The following is a 21,149-nucleotide window of genomic DNA, read 5'->3' on the forward strand; positions in this document are numbered from 1 at the left end:
AAACTTCCCCTCGGAACGAGCCGCATTGCATGAACCTAGGTCCATTAGGAATGCAAACCCCAGCGGTGGTCCATTCGGGCGTCTTTCCGGCTTCGGAGCAATAAATCGGTCCATCCGGGTTTCTAGTGGGTACTGGCGGACCGACCTTCGCTTCCTGCTCCAACAAAGGGGGCGCCCCTCCGCCGTCGCTCTCGCATCGGCCGCAGTAGGGGTGACGGCCGATGCGAGAGCGACGACGAAGGGGCTAGAACCCGCTCTGATCCAAAAAACCCTATGCGCAAAGTCTCCCGAGCCCCTTCCTCCTTCACCGTCGCATCGGCCTCGCCCCGCTCCCCAGGGCCGATGCGACGGGGAAGGAGGGAGGGGCGGCCCCTTTCTTCGAGCCCGAGTTGAGGTTTCCTACCCACTAGAAACCCGGATGGACCAGATATTTGCTGTGTGAATCCCTGTTCGTCAACGAACGACAGAATTTGAAGTCCGCGTCAAACCAGACTGGGCAATCTGAACTGCGACCCAGCCTTCCTCATCATGCGCATCTTGATGCGATTGCCCTGGGATTCAACTCAACCGAGATTCAGTCCTTCCGGTTCTCACCGGTTCGGCTAATTGGCCAAGAGGTGATCACGGAACCATCGGCTCCGATCAATCTAATTTCGGAAATTAGTAACTCACCTGGTTGTTTGCGAGGATCGACTCGAAGTCGGAAAATGCGTTGCCGTTCCGGTATGAGTAGGTCGATGTCTTGCCACGCATTCGAATCGCCCTCGATTGCAAATGCAATTTTCTTGCCGCGCTGTGGATTGTCGCCTGGATTGACCGTATACATCAACTCGCCATCGGCAGCGTCACCGGCGCGAACTCGCATGACGAAACGATAGGGACCATCGGGAAGCTGGCGGTCTCGCCAATCAATGAGGATGCCCGGGTCGTCGCCAGATGCTATCAACCGGACCACTCCGTCGGCCATTTCTAACTTGGTGTTTCGACGCGCTCGAGGCTCGATCGCACCGACCGGCTTCAGGTCTGTCCGTGTGTCCGTGTGCGTGCTGCTGGTTGCTGCGGACTGAGTGCTGTACTTAGACCACTTGGGATGGGTATGGGGTTGCTGTGTTCGTTTGGGCGGTCCAATAAACTTTTCCGGTAGATGCAATTCGTTGACTGCCATTTCGGTCCAGGATTCAACCATATCAGCGAGCCTTTCTGGATTCGCTTCGGCAAGATTGTTGTTCTCAGCCCGGTCCTCGGCCAGGTTGTAGAGTTCCCAGGCATCGCCCGAGAAACTGACCAGCTTCCAATCGCCGCTCCGTAAGCCGCGATCGTTCTGGAATTGCAAGTGGATCGGCGGACGATCCTCAAGAGATTCTGCTTTTAAGATCGGTTTCAGCGAGACACCCGAAACGGGTCTCAGGTCGCGGCCGGCGTAAGTAGTAGGAATCGTCGACTCGGTCACATCGGCCAGGGTAGGCAAGACATCGATCAGGTGCACCGGTTCGTGGGCGATGGCTCCTGCCTTTGTCGAAAGGCCGTTGGGCCAATGGACGATCGCAGGCGTAGAAATGCCGCCCTCAAATTGGTTCTGCTTGTAGTAACGAAGCGGGCTGTTGCGCGCCCACGCCCATCCCGTCGAATCACCCAAGGAAACTCCACCGCTGGTGGGCTCAACATCGGTTTCACTTGAGCTGCCGCCGTAGGGACACGCACCGTTATCGGACACGAACAAGATCAAAGTGTTGTCGAGTTCACCGGCACTTCGCAGGTCTTCGACAAGTCGTCCAATTTCTTGATCGACTCGGTCAATCATGGCGGCCAGGGTTTGCATCTTAATGACTTCGTTTCCTTGCTGACCGGGCGTCAAATCGTTCCATGCGGGGACGTGTTCCGGACGAAGACTTTCTTGCTGATCCACTGGCAACAAGCCGATCTGCTTCTGCTTGGCGACTCGCGCCGACCGAACGGCGTCCCAGCCCGCGTCGTACCGACCGTGGTACTTATCGAAGTCTTCTTGAAGGGCATGCAAGGGCGCGTGCGGTGCATTAAAAGCGACGTATAGGCACCACGGCTTACGCGTTTGACGAGCTTCGTTGAGAAACTCGATGGCAAACGTGACGTCTGCAACGGTTGTGTAAAAATCTCTTGGCGGAACCTTCCATGGTTGACGGCCTAGACGAAAAGAGCCGTTGCCTTTGAAGTAATTGGTCGCTCCGCTGAGGTGTCCAAAATATCGTTGAAATCCGAAGTCCAGCGGATTCCCATTCAAGTGCCACTTGCCGGTCATGGCGGTGAAGTAGCCGCCGTCGCGAAGCACTTCGGCTAAAGTCACCGCATGCGTCAGTGCTTTATCACCGGCGGGAATGCAGTACTGGCCCGACAGCAAAGACACCCGCGACGAATGGCATTTCGCCGTGTTGTAGAACTGCGAGAACCGTAAGCCGCCCGCTGCGAGCGCGTCTAGGTTTGGCGTTTCGATTTCTGCGCCGTAACAGCCGATGTCAGAGAAGCCTAGGTCGTCGACCATGATGACAACGATGTTGGGCCGTTGGCATAGGCCCGTCGCGCTGAATGCAACGGAGACGATGAACGAAACGAAAGTCCGAAGAGATGGGTAGTTCATCATTGAACTTCTTCTTGTAGTTGGTCGCAGCGACGACGAAGTGTAAGCAACTGACCGTTGAATTCCGGATCGGTGGCGAGGTTGTTCAGTTGGTCGGGATCGGTTTGATTGTCAAAGAGTTGCTCAAATGGGGGCGTCTCGGACGTGTACCGCGTATAGGTATGCGTCCTTGTGCGAACCCCGATCGTCGTTGGGATCTTTCCGTTGTGTCCATAAGGGTGGTCGTAAAACATGTCGTCTCGCCATTCGATTTCCTCATTGTCAGTCAACGCGGTCAAATCTAACCCTGAGATCGTGTCGGGAATTGGGAGGCCGGCCAGTGCCAGTATCGTCGCTGAAAAATCGGTGGTGATGACAAGTTCATCGGAGACTGCTTCCTGAAGCGGCTTTCGCAGATCGCACAGGAACCCGGGGACGCGAAGCGATGGCTCGTACATCAGCCACTTTCCGCCGAGACCATGTTCGCCACTGAAGTGGCCGTTGTCCGACGTGAACAGCACGACGGTATTTTGATCCAAGCCGCGACGATGGAGCTCGGCCATGATGCGGCCCACGCCCATGTCCATGCTCGAAATACTTCGGTAGTAATCGCTCACGCTGGCCTGATGACGCGCGGGATTGTCCAACAACGTTTGACCGGCAGACCAGCCCAGCGAGCTCTGAACAACGGTCGGCTCGCGCTGTGCATTTGCTTTCGTCGCAGCCAGCGGTATTGGCATCGTCTTGCCGGCGGTGTACTCCCGCGTTGCGGGGTCCCAATCGCTAAACGGACCGTGCGGCGATTTAAAGAACAGCATCATGCAAAACGGTCTGTCAGGGTCGCGACCTTCCAGAAATCGCTGGGCGTGCATCGGGATAATTTCTGCATCGTGATGGATGGGATCGCTGAGCGTTTCCTTGCCAACACGAACTTGGACGCCGGCGTGGCCACGCTTATCGGCAGGGCAATCACACAGGTCGTCTGAGGATCTCGAGAACCCGTCGTAGCGAACATGGCGGCAATCGGATTCGTGGAAGTAGTTGGTTTGTTTGGGCTGACCGGCCCAATAGTCGAAGACCGCGGCGCCCAGGTGCGTTTTTTCGGAAGTGTCGCCGATGCCCCATTTTCCAAAGAACGCGGTTTGATAGCCGGCATCCCGGAGACGTCCGGGCACCGATTCTCGAAGTTGCTGATGGGTGAAGGTTTCAAAAAAGTCGCGGATGCCGTGTCGTCCGGGATACTGGCCCGAAAGCAAGTTGGCTCGATTGATCGCGCAGATCGACGTGTTGACGAAACAATTGCGGAAGACCATCCCTTGCTTCGCCAGGGCATCCAGGTGCGGAGTCGTGATCGCTGAATTGCCCGCGTAGCCGACCGCATCCTGACGTTGATCGTCGCTGAAGATCATGACAATGTTGGGCCGCACGTCGGGCTGCTGGCGTCCCGCCAACGAAGCGGCTTCAACCTTGACGCGAGCAAGCAATGGCAGATCCGGCCCGGGCGGATCGTTCCTCGTTAAAGTTGCGACAACATCTGCGGCGAGGTCCTTGGTCGTGCTCTGAACCGGAAGGTCGACGTCCATCCAAGCGAGCTGATTCTCATTCCATCTCGTTCCCATTGCAGCACCAAAAAACAATCTGAACTGGTTCTCAACCTTGCACAGAAACGGGGTGACGTGCCCGTGCGGTGCGAAGGGTCCGGCGTCGGCCAGCAATCCCTGATGTTGCCAGCGGATCCCGTCGGCCGAAGTCGCCCACAGCGTTCCTTTGCGCGATTCAATTAACATCACGAAAGAACCGTCGATCTGCGAAACATGGACGGCGCCCGAGTCGCGATGCATCACGGGGCGAGGATGGCGTTTCCAGGTTAATCCATCGGCGGATTCCGCATAGCCAACCGAGCGTTGCGAGACCGAACTTTTGATCGCTTGTTTATCGGGGGCCGAGGCGGGGAGGCTGCTGCGGCCGTCGTACCACATACGAAACTTGCCGTCGTCAAACAGCACGCTCGGTCGACCAACCAGCAGGCTGTTCCAACTTTCCGGTTCGCCAGGGCCGAATACTTCGCCGCGGTCGACCCAATCGCGACCGTTGTCTGATTCAGCCAACCCGATCGTATCGGTTACCCCAATTTCGGCGCGGGTGTAAAACATCTTCCAACGCCCAGCAACTCGCACCACGGACGGATCGTTCACGTGGTTCAATCCCTCAACCTGAAAGACAACGCATTCGTCTGTCCAGACTTTGCCGTCACGCGAGGTGGCGAGGCAGATCCGATCGTGGCCGTCCACGCCCTGGGCGCCGTAGTACTGGTAAAGCGCATCGGAGACACAGATCACGTCTGGCGCGTATGCGTTGCCGCGGCCATGAGGACCGGCGCGGTGCTCAGGATGAAGAGTTGATGGAAAGACCGATACTGTTTCAGATGACGCGGACGGGCAAACCAAGGCGACTGCCGTCAGCAAACCGACCAACGTCGACCATTTTCGACTGCCTGGTGCGATGGGAAGGGGAGCAATTCGAATCGGTGCTTTCAGAACGGAATGAATCACGGGAGAGTCCTTCATCGATAGGTTGCCAACTTTTCAGTGGGTTACGTCACTGCTGACTGACCAATGCGCTTTGCGACGGGGCGTTCTCGACATGGAAACGAAGATTCCTCCGAAAATGGTCCGTCCGGGTTTCTCCATGGGTAGAGATCGAGTTCGCCGCGGTAGAAGAAGATGGCGGTTTCGAAGTGTTGCTTATTGCGGCCCCCCGGGGATGCGACCTCCGGGGGCCCCCCCGCGGACGCCCATCCTCAAGATCTCCCACAACTCCATCTTGACCAGTATCTGTTCGCGTGTGGACCGCACGGCCTGCCGGTCGTTTCCCGCTCTCGCGAGGCCCCCATGGCCCGCGTGGCCCGCGCTGATCTGGTCGGTCCTGCGTAGGTCGCTGCGTACCGCTGCATCCACCGCTGCGTGCGGCGCCGCTCCGGGCGCCGGCGCGTCACGTTCTGGGCATGCACGCTCGTTGTGGGGCGTGCCGCGGAGACAACTGAGTGCTGACTGAACTCCGTCTTAAGGCGAGCAATGCTGCACACAGCCATAGCGTCGAGGGCTCAGGAACCGCCAACACCGCCACGTCGTGAACCGCCGCATCAAAAGCCAGCGGCAATGTTTGCCGCGAAGCGCCGTTGGGCTCCGCATAGGAAATTCGACCTACCAGTTGGCTGCCCGAGCTGTCCACGCTGCCCCAGTACAGCTTGTTGGTGATCGGGTCGAAGTCCAAGCCCAGCGGAAAGTCTGTCAAAGAACCAGAGCCTGGAACAACCTGTCTTGCCGGTGTGGCAATGCTGCTCGTTGCGATCACTCCCCCCGTGGAGCTCGACTCCGACCAATAGAAGTTCCCCGCACCCGTGTCTACCGTCATCCCCCAGGTCTCGGTCTGCGCAGGCAGGGCGACCAGCGGCGTGGTCGGTCCACCGGCTAGCGGAGCGCTGAAGAACTCGATGTTGCTTGTTAAACCACCGTAGACGCCTGAGTTTGAATCAACCTCCAGCGTTCGCGACTCAAGAACGCTCGTGGCGATTGTTTGGATGTTTAGGCCGTTGAGGTCGGAGGCGTAAACGGCGCCAGGTCCGTTCAGATTCTGTTGCTCGATCCAGTAGATCTTGCCTTGCGACAAATCGAGCGAGAGCCCGCCGAGCTCGTCGCGATTGACAACGAGGTCGACGAGGTTCGAACCATTGAAATCGGAACGCCGGATGCGGCTATTGTAAACGTTGTTCCCGCCGGTGAGTTCGAGCCAGTAGATATGTTGATTTAGCGGGTCGATATCGAGGTTCGGAACAAACCCCAGACCGGAGTGGATGGTCTGCTTCCCGGTGCCGTCGGAGTTCACCACGCCGATAGAATGGATCGGTTGGATCAGCCCGCTGCTGTCGCCTTCCGAGTAGAAGACCTTCACTGCTTGAGCAGCCGCGCCACTCGCGAGCCCCGCCAAGGCGAGCAGAACGAGCAACTTGAGCGCAAGCACCCGAATGAGCGATCTCATGAGACGCTCCTTATGAGAAGAAATGCACCTGGAATGCCAACCTGATGGCGTGGGTTACCGCAGTGCTGTAGGCCCACTAGGCTATATTGGCCGCTCGCGATTTACAAGCAAACGCTGATAGGCAGTGGAATCCTGCCTCACTCTTCTCGGCCGGCGGTCCTCAGGCTGAATGCAGCCCCCCCGGGGACACCCATCCTTAGGATCTCCCACAACCTCGGCGCCCTACCCGAGCCCGAGTTCACCCACCGATTCTGGTGAGGAGGCCATTTTTCTGACCTATCTCGCGGAAAGCCTGAATCACGAGCCCGCTGAGTCGGCCGGCCGCCGCCATGTTGCGTGGCGTGGTTTGTCTGAGCTGGATCGTCATCGATCCGATCTTGACCGTGCGGCTTGAGCCGTCTGTGAAGAAGACCACCTTGGCCGGCGCCTGCTCGGAAAGTCCGAGCGCGTTGGCGGCGTAGGCGCCAGCCGGTTGCAGTCTGGTGCGGTCGCGTCCGGCGAGAGCCGGAGCGATCGTCTCGGCCGAAGGCGTAAGCGGCCCGCAGTGTCCGGTGTTGCTTTGGCAGGTCGTAGTCGCCGCGAGCGAGCCGCCCGATAACGCCCTTTTTGGCGAGCCGATGCAGGGCCAGATCAACCGCTTCGCGGCTTCCCAGGTCGAAAAAGCCACCCGGCACAAAGACGGCACCGCGTCCCTTCCCGCGAATTCACCTAAGTGCCTTTCCTACAATGCTTTGCGTCGTTTTCTCGGTCGCCATAATGTAAGGAATAGTGTATGCTTTTCCTTACGTGTCAAGCGGGCCATGGGGGTAGTTGGCAAAGGAGCCGGGTTGCCCCGAACCAGCACCGACGGGCGTGAGCAGATTGCGATTCACACCGAGATCCGCTCGACGCTATCCCGCGTGACCGCCTTCTGCCGGCGGTCGTAGAGGCGGGTCGTCCGCACATCCGAGTGACCGAGAAGGTGCTGAACATCGTCCAGCGGGACACCCTGAAGCAGCAGGTCGGTTGCGGCGCAGGAGCGGAATGAGTGCGGAGAGATGTTCCCCGGCAAGCCGGCGGCTTCGAGCCGTCGCTTTACCCTCCGGCAGGTCTCGACGCCGCCCACCCCGCGATCGGTCAGCCGCCCGCTCTTATCGACCGTGCGGAACAGCGGCGCCTTCGAGGGTGGTTGAGGGAGCCGCGCCGGACCTGAAGCACAAGAGCCACACCATCACCGCCGACGTTGAGATCCCCGAGGCGGGCGCCGAGGGGATGCTGATTACGCAGGGGGGCCGCTTCGCGGGCTACGGGCTGATGATCAAGGACGGCAAGTTGGTCTACCACTACAACCTAGTGGGGGTTGAGCGGTTCACCATCGCATCGGACGAGCGGCTCCCCGCCGGCAAAGTCGCGCTCAAGGCGGTCTACAAGACCGACGCCGACAAGCCGCTGGCGGGCGCCGACGTGACGCTGTACGCGGGGGGCAAGCAGATCGGTAAGGGCCGCGTCGAGAAGAGCATCCCCAACCGCGTCACCCTGGACGAGACGCTCGACATCGGCTTCGACACCGGCGCCCCGGTGATGGACGGGTACGACATGCCCTTCGACTTCACCGGCAGGCTGAAGGCGGTTACGATAGAACTCAACTAGGTCCGGTCGGGAGCCGCCATGCGCCAGGTCTGCCAGATTTTCGTGCTCGTCCTCGGGCTCGGGCTCTCACTGAACGCCGAGGCGTCTGGCGGGTCGTTCGATCGCTCGGTTCGTACGGCCGAGAACCTCGAGCCTGCCATCCCGCACCCGCAGCAGCAGGAGGCGGCCCTGGCCAAGCTCGCCGCGCTGAAGCAGGAGCACGGCAAGCGACCGAACGTCGTGTGGATCGTCGTCGACGACATGGGCTACGGCGACCCAGGGTGCTACGGCGGGGGCGTCATGACCGGCGCCGCCACGCCGAACATCGACCGGCTGGCTGCCGAGGGCCTGAAACTCACCTCTTGCTACGCCCAGCAGACGTGCACGCCGACCCGCTCGGCGATCCTTACCGGGCGGCTGCCCAGGCGGACCGGGCTGACGCGGCCGATCCTCGCCGGCGACAAGGTCACGAAGAACCCTTGGGAGGACGAGGTCTCGCTCGCCAAGCTCCTGAGCGACGCCGGGTACCACACGCTGCTCACCGGGAAGTGGCACGTGGGCGAGGAGGAGGGCATGCGTCCCCACGACGTCGGCTTCGACGAGTTCTACGGCTACTACCCGGCCCAGAAGGAGATATCCCAGCGGGTCGACCCGAGGCGCTATCCGGGGCTGGTCCTGGACGCGCAAAGGTTAAGGGGCTTCGAGGCCGTCGGACCCGAGGATCATCTGACGCACGGCTTCAAGGGGGGCGGGACCGAGCAACTTGCGCAGATTCAATCCATCGAAGACATGGGCCGTGCCGACAAGGTGCTGGCCGATTTTACCGTCGCCCAGATCAAGGAGCTCGCGCAGCAGGAGAAGCCGTTTTTCATCGAGCACTGCTTCATGAAGGCGCACTGCGACAACTTCCGCAACCCCGACCTCGGCTCTTTGAGCCAAAGCAAGTACGCCTACAAAGAAGCGGTCGCGGAAGTCGATTTACACGTGGGCGCGATCGTCCGGGCGCTCGCTGAGGCGGGAGTGCTGGAGAATACTTTTGTGTTCTTTACCTCGGACAACGGCCCGCAAATGGACGCCTGGCCCGACGCGGGCTACACCCCCTTCCGCGGCGCGAAGGGCACGACGTTCGAAGGGGGCGTCCGCGTGCCGGGCGTCGCCTACTGGAAAGGGGTCATTGCGCCGGGCCGGTGCAGCAACGACGTGTTCGACCTGATGGACTTGTTCGGAACGGCGTTGACGCTCGCCGAGGTCCCCCCCAGCAAGCTGCCCGCCGACCGGTACTACGACTTCGTCGACCAGACCTCTTTCTTGCTCACCGACCGGGGCGTGTCGAACCGCGAGACGGCCTACTTCTGGTGGGGATCGGAATTGATGGCCTGCCGGATGCACGAGTACAAGGCGCACGTCAAGGTGGTGTTGCCGCAGGCAACGCACATGCACATCGACATGGCGCTGCTGCACGACGTCGGGCTGTCGCCGTGGTTCTTCAACCTGCACCTCGACCCCAAAGAAGAGATGCCCGTCGGCCACCGGCTCGACCCGTGGCTGGCCAGCGTGTTGGGCAAACTCAAGGCCCATGCCGCGACCTTTAAGAAGTATCCGCCGAAGGAGATCGGCCTTTAGCCCTCGCGAAAGAGGCGACTAGGATTTGCAAGGGGTCCGTGGCGTTTCAGCTTGATGCGGCGGGAGAGGTTTCCGCAACGGGCGTCGAAAGCGCCTTCTACACCCTGTGGACGGACTATTTCGAGCGAGGCGCGTCCGCCGCGTCGACGCCAGGCGTGCAAGGCGTGCAAGGTTGGGGTTCCTGAGCCGGTATCGCTGCTGCTGGCGCCGCTCGTTGGAGTGAGCCTAACCCGAAGCACGCGTCACTGCACCGCCAAGCGGGCTGGCGGCGCAATGCTCGACGGGTGCGGACCGGCTCTGCACCAGCCGCCCTTGCAGCTAAAGTGACAGTTAGCGGTAGAGAAACGCCGCCGCTGATTCCGAGGTGAACCACAAGGGGGAAGCACTCTTGAAGCGTCTTCGTCATCCTGGCAGAGGATCGCCCCGCTGCTCCGGGCGCCGCGGCAGGCGCGTCGGGCTTGGCTGCGTGTTGGCTTGGGGGGTGTGCGCCGGCGGAGCGGTCGCCGCCCAATGGGACCTGTACCTGCTCGGCGGCCAGTCCAACGCCGTGGGCTGGAACACCCACCAGAGCGCTCTGCCCGCTCCGCTGCAGGCGCCGCAGACCGACGTGCTGTTCTTTAACGGCGTCGACGGCTCGTGGGGCCCGCTGGCGCCCGGGTCGGGGAACAACGCGAACGCCTTCGGGCCTGAGATCACGTTCGGCCGGACGCTGGCGGACGACAACCCCGGCCGCCAGATCGCCATCGTCAAGCACGCCGTGGGCGCCACCGACCTGATCCAGGAGTGGAACCCGGACGACCCGGGCGCGAACGAGTACGACCGTCTTCTCGACACGCTCCATAGCGCCGTCACGGCGCTTCCGGCCGCGGACACTTTTTCGGTGAAGGGCATGCTCTGGATGCAGGGCGAGAAGGACACCTCTTCGGCCCCGACCGCGGCGGCGTACCACACCAACCTGACCAACTTCATCTCCACGGTCCGCACCGACCTGGGCGTACCCGACATGCCGTTCGTCATCGGGCAGCTCGCCTTCGCCGTGACGAGCCGCACCGATCATTGGCCGGTGGTGCAGAACGCCCAGTCCCGCACCGCCGCGCTCGACGAGCGCGCCTCCCTGGTGATCACGACCGACCTGCCGCTCCAGGGCGACAATCTCCATCTGACCTCAGCGGCCCAACAGACCTTGGGCGTGCGGATGGCCGATGCGATCCAGGGCCGGCTCGACCCGCTTCAGATCACCAACCCGAGTTTCGAGACCCCCGCCCGCAGCGACGACGCGGTCAACCCGGCCATCGTGTCGGGCTGGATCAAGAGCGGCGGCGTGATCGGCACCTTCAACCCGGGCGGCGGCGCCTACCTGGATGCGTCGGCCCTGGACGCCAACGGCGGCGTGGTGGGCGCCATGGAGGGCACGCACGCGCTCTCCATGACGGGCGCGGACGCGTCGGTCGAGCAGACGCTGTCCGCGGCGGTTCGGGCCGGGACCACCTACAAGCTGACCGTCGCCATCGGCGACCGCGACGCGGGGGGGAGCCCGGGATTTGCCGGGGCGCGGATCGAGCTGCTGGCGGGCGGGCAGGTGTTGACCGACTCCGGCGCCATCACCGGCCTGGCCGACGGGACCTTCACGGACGTTTCGATCAGCTACACGGCCGGGGCGGGCGACGCCGGCGCGTTGGGCGTCCGGCTGGTGGCGCTCGACGGCGCGGGCGGAACCTCGGTCGACTTCGACAACGTCCGCCTCGAGGGGGTCTCCGCGGTCTTGGCGGGGGACTTCAACGGCGACGGCGCCGTCGACGCCGCCGACTACACCCGCTGGCGCGACAACCTGGGCGCGCCCAGCGAAGAGGCGCTCCACGGCGCCGGCAGCGGCGGCGGCGGGGTCGACGCCGCGGACTACACCCTCTGGAAGAGCCGCTTCGGCACGAGCGGGCCCGCCGCGCCGGCGCGCGGCGCCGGCGTGCCCGAGCCGGCCGCTTGGCTGCTCGGTCTCTTGGGCGCCGCGTGCAGCGTCCGCGTCGCACGCACCCGGTGGACCAGCGCGCCGCACGGATGACAGGCTGAACGCGGACGCGGCGTGCTGCGTCACGATCGCGTGGGGCTCACGTGCCCCCCGGCGTGGCGTGGTGAGGCCGCACCTCTCACCTCCAACCGGGCGGCGCCTGCGGGGCCCAACGCACCGGCCCGTCCCTACCTCTGTGCCGCCGCTCACCGCAGCGGCGCCGCCGCCGAGGGGGCCTTCGAGCGGTTGGGGGGGCGCCCATGCCCTGGCACGGACTCCCCTGGTCCTGCTGGGGGGCCGTCGCGCGGCGCCGAGAAGATGGTTGGGACGCGGGCCCGGACCGGCTATACTTGGCCTTGATGTTGTGGCTCGCCGCTGCGGATTGGTTGCGGGTCAGGTTCGGTTACACGGCTCGGCTCTCTCGATCCCAGGCGTCTGCTTCTTGCGGCAGACGCGGGTCGAGGGGCCCGGCCGCTGAGCTCCGGGCCGCTGAGCATCGGGCCGGACGCTCGTTCTGGGCGTCCCCGTTGGTGCAACGCAGGCAGACCCAACGCGCGCTGACCCAACACCGGCAGACCCAACGCCGGCAGGGCGGGCCTTCGCCGCGTCCCGCCTAGTCGTTCGCCCGGCGGATGCGGCCCAGGGGGTCCACCGTCACCTTCTTGGCGACCAGCGTGCTGGCCCTGGCCGTGTAATTGGTCTGGTCGTTGCTGCGTCGCGCGTCGTTCGCCAGCGCGAAGTAGATCTGCCCGTGGACCGTCGTCGCCGTCTTAAAAACCAGCAGCAGCTGCGTCCCCTTCCAGTCGGCCAGCACCGCCTCACGCGACGCCAACGACATCACGAACCGGGCGTCGGGCCGTGATGGGTGTTCGCGCTGGATCATCCTCTCGCCCCGCCTGAGACGCGTGATCGCCTCCAGCAGGCTCACGACCAGCACCTCGCGTTTGGGCTTCCCGTCCTGGTCGAACTCGAAGAGGCAGAGGTGGTGGACCGAGCCGGGCCGCACGAACGCCTGGCCGGGGGACGCGGGGTCACGCAGCGGCCGGACCGACGCGTCGGGCCGCAGCAGCCGCACCCGCTTGATCGGGACGCCCGAGGGCATCCGCAGCCCGCCGAGCGCCTGCCGCATGCGTCGGACGTCCTGCTTCTTGCCCCGCCCCGACTCCAGCCCCGCCTTGCGCAGCGCCTCCTGCACGATCCGGCGGATCCCGGGGTCGCGGATGAGCGCGACCTCGTTGGCCGTGAGGTCCTCCACCGGCTTGCGCCTCACCCACTCCGCCGGGTTGGGGGTCGGGCCGTACTGGGTTTCTTCGTGCAACGCCCCGCGGGCCTTCCGCTCGACGCGGTGCGAGACGTGCATCGTCCGCAGCCGCTGGGCGACCTGCTCGCGCATCCCCTCCCAGGGGGGCGCGAGCGTGCCCCCCTGCCCGACGCTCGCGGCCAGCCGACGCAGCCTGGCGCGGCTCGTCAGCGCGATCACCAGCGCGTCGATCGCCTGCGAACGGTGGTCGGCGCGGTCGTTGTCCCGGTCGCTCTGGCCCCCGTCGCTCTGGCCCCCGTTGTCGAGGCCCCCGTTGTTGAGGCCCCCGTCGCTGAGCCCCGCAGCGTTGGGCCACCCGGGGCTGTCGGGCAGCTCGCGCAGGACGCTCTCCAGGCCCCAACGCCGCCGCAGCTCGGGGATGAACTTCCGCTGGTAGCCGAGCACCGCGCCCTCTTTCTGGTAGAGGAGCCGCAGGTACGCGACGGTCGCGCGGGTGGTGTGCCACGTGTCGTAGAGCTGCCGTACGAGGTGCCTTTCGAGCTCCAAACCCTCCCGCACGATCCGCCGCTGCTTGGCGTACGGGAGGACGCCGCGACGCATCAGCAGGCCGGCCCGCTCGCACAGGCCGGCGTACGCCTCGGGCCGGGCCGCGGCGAGCCACTCGTGCGGGGTCTGCTCGGCTTTGGTCTGGACGCACGCGCGGTGGCACACGAGCTGGTTCGAGCGGGAGTCGTCCAGCGTGCGCGTCAGCGGCAGGATGGGGTTGACCACCACCCCCTCCCCCAGGAGCTGCTCGGAGCCGATGGGCTCGCCGCAGTACAGGCACCCCCCCGCCTGCTCCCGCCACAGCAGGTAGCGGCGGACCGCTTCGGGGCCCGCCGGGGCGCCCAGCGCGCCGATCGCCTGGGCGGCGGCCTTGTGCTGGGCGAGGGCTTCGCGGCCGCGGCGGGCCAGCTCGCCCCGCTTCTGCTTGCCGAGCTTCACCGAACGGGCCAACGCCAGACGCACGACTTCGGGTTTGCCGTGCTCGCGGAGGATGGCGTTGACGAGCTTGCGGAGCTCGACGAGGACCCGCCGGAGCACGGGGCTGGCGGGGTCGCCGCCCACCGGGTCGGCCGGAGGGGTCCGCTCCAGCGGGGGGAGCGCGTCGAGCGCGGGGCGTCCGGACGCCCCGCCCTTCAGGTAGCCCGCGGCGTGCAACGCGCTGTGCTCGGGCTCGGACGGCGACTGGTACGGCAGCCCGCGCTGCAGGTGGGGCAGGAGGTTGTCGATCGCCTGGCGGGAGAGCGGACCGTGCCCCGACGGCAGCTCGACGGCCGCCGCCTTGGCGGCCTGCTCGGGGGTCATGCCGAAGCCGCTGACCAGCCGGCCGACGAGGGCCTCGTCCTCCAGGTCGTCGTCCAGCAGCAGCCGCACGATGGCGTCCTTCTCGTCCTCGGGCCGCCGGCGCCAGCCGGCGCCGGTCGCCTTGGCGAGCGCGGCCTCGGTGCTCCGCCCGGCGAGCGACGCACGCTTGCCACGCTCGAGGTTGAAGCGGGCCGACGCCGGCAGTCCCAGGTGCTTGCGGGCCTCGTCGAACGTCACCCGCGGCTTGCGGGAGAGCAGGCCCAGCAGGCCCGTGCGTTGCGGCTGGTCCAGGGCGAACTCTTCGCCCGATGCGGGGACCGTGTAGCGCAGGCTGTTGAGCTCGCACAGCACCCGCAGCAATTCGGCTTGCCGGTCGGCCCGCGGGCAGCGGCGGCGTTTGGGCTCCAGCGCGCACCGGCCGACGGCCGACCTGGGCCAGTAGTACTTGCGTTGGAAGAAGATCAGCCCGTGCACGCCGAACGCCTCGAGGTCGCCCAGCCCGGCGCGGTCGGGGTGGCGCCTGGGGACCGGCCGACGCGGCCGCCGCTGGCCCCCCAACGCCCCGACCCGCAGGGCCTCCGTGAGCAGGCCCGGGTGGTGGGGCGCCTGGGCCCGCCAGACCGCCTCGAACTCCGCCTCGAGCTGCTCCCGCGAGAAACGCCGCTTGCGGACGTGGTCCCCCGCCTCGCGGCGGCGGGGGTCCTGCACGGCCCGCTTGGCGGCGAGCATCGCCCCCACGGTGGCGTGGCCCCCCGCCTCCCGCTCGAGTTCGTTCTGGCGGATCTCGGCGAGCAGCCCCTTCACCTCGGCGTCGCCGCGTTCCCTCCGGCGGTTGGAGCAGAAGCCGCGACGCTGGTTCAGGTGCAGCAGCACCCGGCCGACCTCGAACGGTTCGAGCGGCTCCCGCAGGGCCCTGGCCCGCAGCAGGTAGGGGTCCTTGGCGGTCTCGGCCGCCTGCCGCTCGGGGTCCCCGGGCCACAGGCCGCAGCCGACCAGCGCCCGGCGGAGCCGGCGGGCCCGCTGCGCCCGCCGCCGGCCGGTCCGGCGGAGCAGGCGGGCGGCGCGGCGGGCCTCGGCCAGCGATTTTTCATTGAAGGTGTCGAAGGCGTACAGGCCCGCGGGGAAGACCCGCACCCCCATGTCGATCAGGCCGCGGGGGGCGGACGCGTCGCGGTCGTCGTCGACCAGCGCCCAGCCGATCGAGCGGGGTCCGATGGCGAGGCCGAGGGTTCGGGGCATGGCTTCGTGTTGACAAGGGGATCGCCGGAGTCACAATCACGAGTGTAACCGATCCTGGCCTGCCCCTTTTCGTAGCAAGACGAAGAATTCGCAGGCACTGCCCCGCGGGGCAACCGGCCGCCTTGGCTCCGCCAGGGCGGCCTTTTTTTTTAAGGGCCTTTTTTTAGGGTCTGGGGGGTGGGGCCTCAGGGCAGAGTCTCGGTGGGTCCGACCCGAGTCGCCGGAGGGAGCGGGGCATCGGGGGCCGCCCGGGGCCCCCGCGGCGGACGCGCGTGAGGGCTAGCCGGCGTTGCCGGCGCCCAGCGGGCCGCCGGACATCGCGGGGCCGAGGTTGGCGAGGCAGACCAGCGGCCGCTCCCCGCGCTGGTTCGCGTCGCGGATCGCGGCGGCCAGGTTCGCTAGCCCCGCGGCCCACGCGTGGCGGTCGAGCTGCATCGCGGCCTCCTGGGTGATCGCGTAGCTGCCGCAGTCGGGGCAGCGGCAGTGGCACACGTCGGGGTCCGAGTCGTGGGCCGCCTGCTCACCCAGCTCGAGGTCACAGAGCGTGCAGCGGTTGGTGACAAACCGAGCAAGGAACATCGCCAGCATACGGGGGGCTCCGGTCGTAGAAGAGGCGGGGCGCGCCACGACGCGGCGCCCGTGACTGGATTTCAACCCGAGGAGGGCGCAGCGTGCAACCCCGCGGCGGGTCGCCCCGGGCCAGCGATCGTTACGACCGGCGCCCAGCGTGCGGCGCCCCGCCGGTTACATGCGCAGACGCAGCGCTGAGGGGGGCTGCGCGGCGCCGAGCGACGGGCCGGGCCCGTGCGGCCCAGACGCGCGGCGGACCTGCCGGCGTCAGTTCGCTGGGGGTCGCCGCGTTGTGCGAGTGGCCGCTTCACGCGCGGGGCGCAGCGTCGCCCTCGCGTGCTTGCAGAACGCATCCTTGCGGAACGATGGGGGCGGAGGGCGTTAGCCCACGGCTCTCGGGCGGCGGCCGAGCCCCAGCCAGGCCAGGACACTGCCAAGACCCAGCAGGGCCGATCCAGGCGGCTCGGGCACGGCGCTGGCGACGACCGAGACGCCGTCGAGCGTCGGGCCGAAGGCGCTGCGGGTGAGCGACGTGAAGCGGAGCTCGACGGCGCCGGCAGGGGCCGACAGCCCGGTGAGCCGGTGCGCCTGCCAACCCATCGCGGTGGGGGTGCGACCGGTGGCGTCAAACGCGAACACGCCGAGCGAGCCGCCGGCCCAAAACACTTCCATCTCCCGCAGCGCGGGGCCCCCCTGGGGGTTGCCGGCCAACCAGAACGCGAGGTCGTACGTCTGTCCGGGGGTCAACGCGAGCAGCTGAGAGATCGAACCCGCGTCGGTCGCGGAAAGATCGACGCTCTGCGTACCGGCGGCGGCCTGCCACGCCTGGTGGACGACGTCCACGCCCCCCGGCCCGACCTGCCAACCACTCAGCGTCTCGCCGGATGAAAACGTCTGAAACCGTCCCACCACGGCGGGGTCTTCGAAGCCGCCGTTGGTCACGAAACCGGCGCGGGCCGTGGCGCCGAGCAACACGCACAGCAGCCAGGCCGCTAGGGATAACGTCCGAAACGGGTGATGCATGGGAAGTAGCTCGCGATCGGGTGGACGCGTTTAAGCCGCGGCCTCGTGTTGTGCACGCCGCGCCCCCGCTAGCCTACCAGAACCACCCACAAGTCGACATCAGCGCCGCGCTTGAACACGGGGCCGCCAACCCACGCCCGCACCATTCGGAGGACGGTCCCCGGCCTTCGGGCGTTCTGGTCGGCAGCGCCTCGGAGAGGCCGGCTCACACGGGCCTCGGCCCTGACGGACCCGCCGCGGGGGGGGGGGGCGCCGGTCGGCGCAACGACCCGCGATTGGGACCGCGTCGTCGTTGGGTGCGACCCCCCGGGGCGTTCGCCGGCGCGGGTGGAATCTCGGGGCTCAACCGGCGGCCGCGTGCGGGCGCCTCAGCGAGCAGCGGCCTCTGCTCTTCGAACACGCCTTGAAAGCAGCACGCCCCGACGAACCCCTGATGGCTAAGAGAAGGCCCCCACGGGAGGACGCGCCTCCCCTCCCCTGCGGGCCGCTGCGGACGCAGCGGCCCGCAGAGTGTCGGGCGCCCCCCTGAGCACGACCGCCGCAGCCGGACCCGATCGGGCGGCCGCGACCAAAACCCCGGGGGCCGGGCCGCACGGTGGTTGCTCCGCGCGGGCGGGGGCCGTCTGGGCAGCCGCAGCCAGGCCACCAACCTCCTCAGGGCGCCACGAGGCCGCGGTCGGCGCCGCCGAGAAGGCCCGCCAGCACTCGGCCGGGTCCCGCCGCGGCTGGCTGATCCGGCCCGCCGAGACCCCCAGCCGCCGGGCGGCGTCGCCGGTCGACTCCCCCTCGGCGAGCGCGACGGCCAGGCGTCGCTTCGCTGCGGGGGCTCAGCCTCGCACCGGCAGCCAGCGCGGCAGCGGCTCTGCCGCTCGTACTCTCCTGCCCAACTCGTACTGGGCCACGAACCGGTAGGGATCGGCGAGGTCGGAGTTGTCGTAGATCAAGACGTGCTGGACCGACTCCATCGCCGCATGCAGGTTCGCCAAGGTCCGCGGGTAGCGGGCGATGAGCTTGTCGTCAGGCACGTCGTGGCCGCCTTGGGTGACACGCATCGCCACCCGCTCGATCGACTGTTTTGCCGAGGCCAGGCCGACGAACAGCAAGGCTACCGTGTAGCCGCCAGCCGACGCTTCTTCCCAGAACCGCACCTCCGCGGCGACGGGGTCGGAAAAGACGGTCTCGAACGCGCAGCTCTCGTTCGCACCGACGAGCTGTCGGCGTATTTCTGCGGCCGCCTCCGCCGCTTGGTAAGCATCCAACGAAAGTTCCAAGGCGAGCCGGTCGGCGTCGACCAGCGGCAATCCGGCTGGGGCGACGTGCGCGTGGTAGAAGGTCGTCTTCCCCGCGCCATCGGGACCGGCGATGGCGACCAGCAGCGGACGTTCGTCCAGCCACGGCAGCACCGTCACTTCTGGGCCTTCGAACCAGACTTGCGTCTGGCGGGGGGTTTTTCCACCGGCACGAACACGCGGTTCACGAAACGCCCAACCGTGCGGCTGCCGCCGGCCTCGATCCGAACCACGCAGCCGGGCTGTTTGTCGGCCGCTTCGTAGTGCGGGAACGGCTGCTTCGACAGGTAGTGGGTGACGCGCTGGCGGCCTTCATCGCAGTGGACCGATTCGATCAGCGCCGAAAGCGGCCGCGCGTCCCCGCTGCGACGCAGGGCGAGCGCGGCGGCGCCGCTCATCAGGGGCTCGACGGCGCGGCCGAGCCTCGCCCAGAACTCGATTTGACCGGCGATCGAGCGCTGGGCGACCTCCCCGATGACGCGGGCGTCGAGAACGAGGTCGTCCGATAGCTTGACAGGCTGGCTCATGCCTTAAGGGTGGCATATTGCTACCCGAGGAGCAAACGCCGATTCATCCCCCCCCATGCCGCCGGTTGGTCTCAAAAGTCGACTCTAGCCCGGTTCACGCGGCTCTCGAAAGCGCTGCGACCCGCCTTTCCGCGCCCGCTCGCACCTGCTCGGCAGGAGGGGTCGTCGCCCCGCATCGAACGACGCGGCCGCTCTCCCCTCACCCCCGCAAATCACTCGCGGCGACAGCCCGCTCGCCTAGATCTCCCCCAAACCCGATCGCCAAAACGACCGCTTCTTACCCGACCGTCGCCGCCCGGCCATCACAGGCCTCTGGAACTTGTGGGAAAGGAACTCCTCCGGCTTACCGGCGGGGGCAAGATGCACCCCGCCGTCCGCTCACGATCGCGATGCATCGCGGCGCCCTGCGTAACCGCGTGATGGAGTGCGCCCCGCGGGTGGGGCGTAAGCAGCCGCGCCACCGGACCCCGCGCCCCGCCGAGCCATGCTTCCCCCCGTCCATCCGACGAACCCCTGATGGCTAAGAGAAGGCGCCCCCGGGCGAACGCGCCTTCCCTCCCCTGCGGGCCGCCCGGACGCAGCGGCGTCCGCAGCGGCCCGCAGGGATCCGGGCGACGCCCGGATCGCTCCCGCAGCAGCCGGCGGCGATTGGGCGGCCGCGTTACGAACCGGGGGCCGGACCACACGGTGGATGCTGCGCGCCGGCGGAGGCCGTCTGGACAGGCCTGCCCAAGCCACCAACCTCCTCAGAACGCCACTAGGCCGCGGCCGGCGTCGCCGAGAAGGCCCGCCAGCTCTCGGCCAGGTCCCGCCGCAGTTGGCTGACCCGCCCCGCCGAGACGCCTAGCCGCCGGGCGGCGTCGCCGGTCGACTCTCCCTCGGCGAGCGCGACGGCCAGGCGTCGCTTCGCTGCGGGCAGCCGGCCGAGCCAGTCGCGGAAGTCGATCCGGACCGCGGCGATCTCGGCCGGCGTGGCGCGCGGGTCGGCGACCAGCTCGGCCCAGCCCGCGGCTTCTCCGCGGCGGCCCGGCCCAAGGGCGTCGCGGCCGGCCGGGCTCGACCCCAGCCGCCTGCCGGCCCGGCCGACCCGGACCGCGTAGCGGGCCAGCGGCGTGGCGAAGGCGACCGACGCGCGTCCCTGCTCCGCCAGGCGGTAGTAGTTGAGGGCGGCCTGGGCGACCGCCTCGCTGCAGGCGTCTTCGAGGGCCTCGCCCCGCAGGCCGCCCAGCAGCCTGCGGACCTGGCGTTCGATAGACGGCAGCAGCGCCAGAAACCCTTCCTGCCATGCCGGCGTACAAGTAGTCGCAGCTACGCTCATCTCGGGGGGCGTCCTTGGGGAAAGGACCGCCCCCGCACGCCGAGGGCGGTCGTGGGGGAAAACACAACCGCTCGCGCGGGGCGCGCAGAGCGGACGACGGGGCGCCGGCAGGGACGTCGGCCTAGGGGAGCGGGCTCGGGCGCCGGGTTGGCGCGGGGCTCGCGGGCGCGTCGGCGCGACGCTTGGAAGCAGCCGTCCGGCGGGAGGGAGGGGCCACGGCCCCTGGCGGGGCGTGGCGGCTAAGGCTTCCTCAAGTTCTTATGCCGCGAAACCGGCGAATGTTTAGCGCCCGCCGGGCCGGCACGGCCTCGTCGGCGCTGCCAAGGCGGGCCCGGACCGCCGCACGTCTTCGCGGCTACGAACACGGCCGCGGCGTCACGCGATCGCTGCGGACCCGCACTGGTGCGGGTCCCTCGCTGACGCGTTGGCCCGGGCTGCGGCAGGATGTCCGTCTGAAGAGGACAACCCGCCGCGATGGCAAGACCACCCAGGCGCCGCACGCCACTACCCGCGTCTTACGTCGTCGGGGGGGGCAACGCGGCGAAGCCGCCGGAGGCGCAGCGGCGCCACCGGGGCATCGAGAACCGACCCGACTGGGTCCGCGGCGCCCCCTGGCAAGCAGACCGCCGGGGTGTCCGCGGCCCCAAGGCAGGCCACAACCTGGCGTGCTTGTGCGACGCGGCGAGCCATCTCCTGAGCCCCGCCAGAGCGTCC

14 protein-coding genes and 1 pseudogene are annotated in these 21,149 nt (G+C 66.9%); 3 read left to right on the forward strand and 12 right to left on the reverse strand.

The genetic code is table 11. The features are described 5' to 3' along the window. Positions 1-574 precede the first annotated feature (574 nt). The 6 genes and pseudogenes from Pla175_RS13305 to Pla175_RS27105 form a co-directional block, all read right to left on the reverse strand. Complete coding sequence (locus tag Pla175_RS13305; protein ID WP_145285583.1) at positions 575-2,614, reverse strand: arylsulfatase; 2,040 nt, start codon at positions 2,612-2,614, stop codon at positions 575-577. Then, a complete protein-coding gene (locus Pla175_RS13310; protein ID WP_197526786.1) occupies positions 2,611-5,142 on the reverse strand; it encodes a sulfatase-like hydrolase/transferase in 2,532 nt (843 codons plus the stop codon). Before Pla175_RS13310 ends, Pla175_RS13305 begins: the two co-directional genes overlap by 4 nt. A gap of 439 nt (positions 5,143-5,581) precedes the next feature. Further along, entirely contained in the window at positions 5,582-6,628 is a 1,047-nt protein-coding gene (locus Pla175_RS13315) for a hypothetical protein (RefSeq protein WP_145285590.1), read from the reverse strand. A 238-nt stretch (positions 6,629-6,866) separates the two neighbouring features. Continuing rightward, positions 6,867-7,262, reverse strand: coding sequence for a DUF6088 family protein (locus Pla175_RS13320; RefSeq protein ID WP_145285593.1), 396 nt, complete (start codon positions 7,260-7,262; stop codon positions 6,867-6,869). Next, a pseudogene (locus Pla175_RS27100) lies at positions 7,231-7,302 on the reverse strand (DUF6088 family protein); the annotation flags it as partial. The gene Pla175_RS13320 and the pseudogene Pla175_RS27100, both read right to left, overlap by 32 nt. A 194-nt stretch (positions 7,303-7,496) precedes the next feature. Beyond that, entirely contained in the window at positions 7,497-7,733 is a 237-nt protein-coding gene (locus Pla175_RS27105) for a tyrosine-type recombinase/integrase (protein ID WP_391527835.1), read from the reverse strand. Between the two features lie 59 nt (positions 7,734-7,792). Here Pla175_RS27105 and Pla175_RS13330 point away from each other — a divergent pair, with 59 nt between their 5' ends. From Pla175_RS13330 to Pla175_RS13340, 3 genes are all read left to right on the forward strand, one after another. Beyond that, positions 7,793-8,257: a hypothetical protein gene (locus Pla175_RS13330; protein WP_145285596.1), complete on the forward strand. Its 465-nt coding sequence runs from the start codon at positions 7,793-7,795 to the stop codon at positions 8,255-8,257. A gap of 18 nt (positions 8,258-8,275) precedes the next feature. Further along, positions 8,276-9,859, forward strand: coding sequence for an arylsulfatase (locus Pla175_RS13335; RefSeq protein ID WP_145285599.1), 1,584 nt, complete (start codon positions 8,276-8,278; stop codon positions 9,857-9,859). A 466-nt stretch (positions 9,860-10,325) separates the two neighbouring features. Next, complete coding sequence (locus Pla175_RS13340; protein ID WP_231953883.1) at positions 10,326-11,915, forward strand: sialate O-acetylesterase; 1,590 nt, start codon at positions 10,326-10,328, stop codon at positions 11,913-11,915. A gap of 559 nt (positions 11,916-12,474) precedes the next feature. Here the strand turns inward: Pla175_RS13340 and cas9 are convergent. The 6 genes from cas9 to Pla175_RS13370 form a co-directional block, all read right to left on the reverse strand. After that, positions 12,475-15,708 carry a type II CRISPR RNA-guided endonuclease Cas9 gene (gene cas9, locus Pla175_RS13345; RefSeq protein ID WP_145285606.1) on the reverse strand — a complete coding sequence of 1,078 codons (3,234 nt, stop codon included), beginning with the start codon at positions 15,706-15,708 and terminating at the stop codon, positions 12,475-12,477. Between the two features lie 279 nt (positions 15,709-15,987). Beyond that, positions 15,988-16,296 (reverse strand): hypothetical protein, encoded by a 309-nt coding sequence (locus Pla175_RS13350; RefSeq protein ID WP_145285609.1) that lies wholly within the window; start codon positions 16,294-16,296, stop codon positions 15,988-15,990. A gap of 363 nt (positions 16,297-16,659) precedes the next feature. Then, positions 16,660-17,301 (reverse strand): choice-of-anchor C family protein, encoded by a 642-nt coding sequence (locus Pla175_RS13355; RefSeq protein ID WP_145285612.1) that lies wholly within the window; start codon positions 17,299-17,301, stop codon positions 16,660-16,662. An 827-nt stretch (positions 17,302-18,128) separates the two neighbouring features. Then, positions 18,129-18,710 carry a hypothetical protein gene (locus tag Pla175_RS13360; RefSeq protein ID WP_145285615.1) on the reverse strand — a complete coding sequence of 194 codons (582 nt, stop codon included), beginning with the start codon at positions 18,708-18,710 and terminating at the stop codon, positions 18,129-18,131. Then, positions 18,707-19,117 (reverse strand): TA system antitoxin ParD family protein, encoded by a 411-nt coding sequence (locus Pla175_RS13365; protein ID WP_145285618.1) that lies wholly within the window; start codon positions 19,115-19,117, stop codon positions 18,707-18,709. Before Pla175_RS13365 ends, Pla175_RS13360 begins: the two co-directional genes overlap by 4 nt. Before the next feature lie 757 nt (positions 19,118-19,874). Then, positions 19,875-20,435: a sigma-70 RNA polymerase sigma factor region 4 domain-containing protein gene (locus Pla175_RS13370; protein ID WP_145285622.1), complete on the reverse strand. Its 561-nt coding sequence runs from the start codon at positions 20,433-20,435 to the stop codon at positions 19,875-19,877. Between the last annotated feature and the right edge of the window lie 714 nt (positions 20,436-21,149).

This window comes from Pirellulimonas nuda, from assembly GCF_007750855.1.
Taxonomy (GTDB): Bacteria; Planctomycetota; Planctomycetia; order Pirellulales; family Lacipirellulaceae; genus Pirellulimonas; species Pirellulimonas nuda.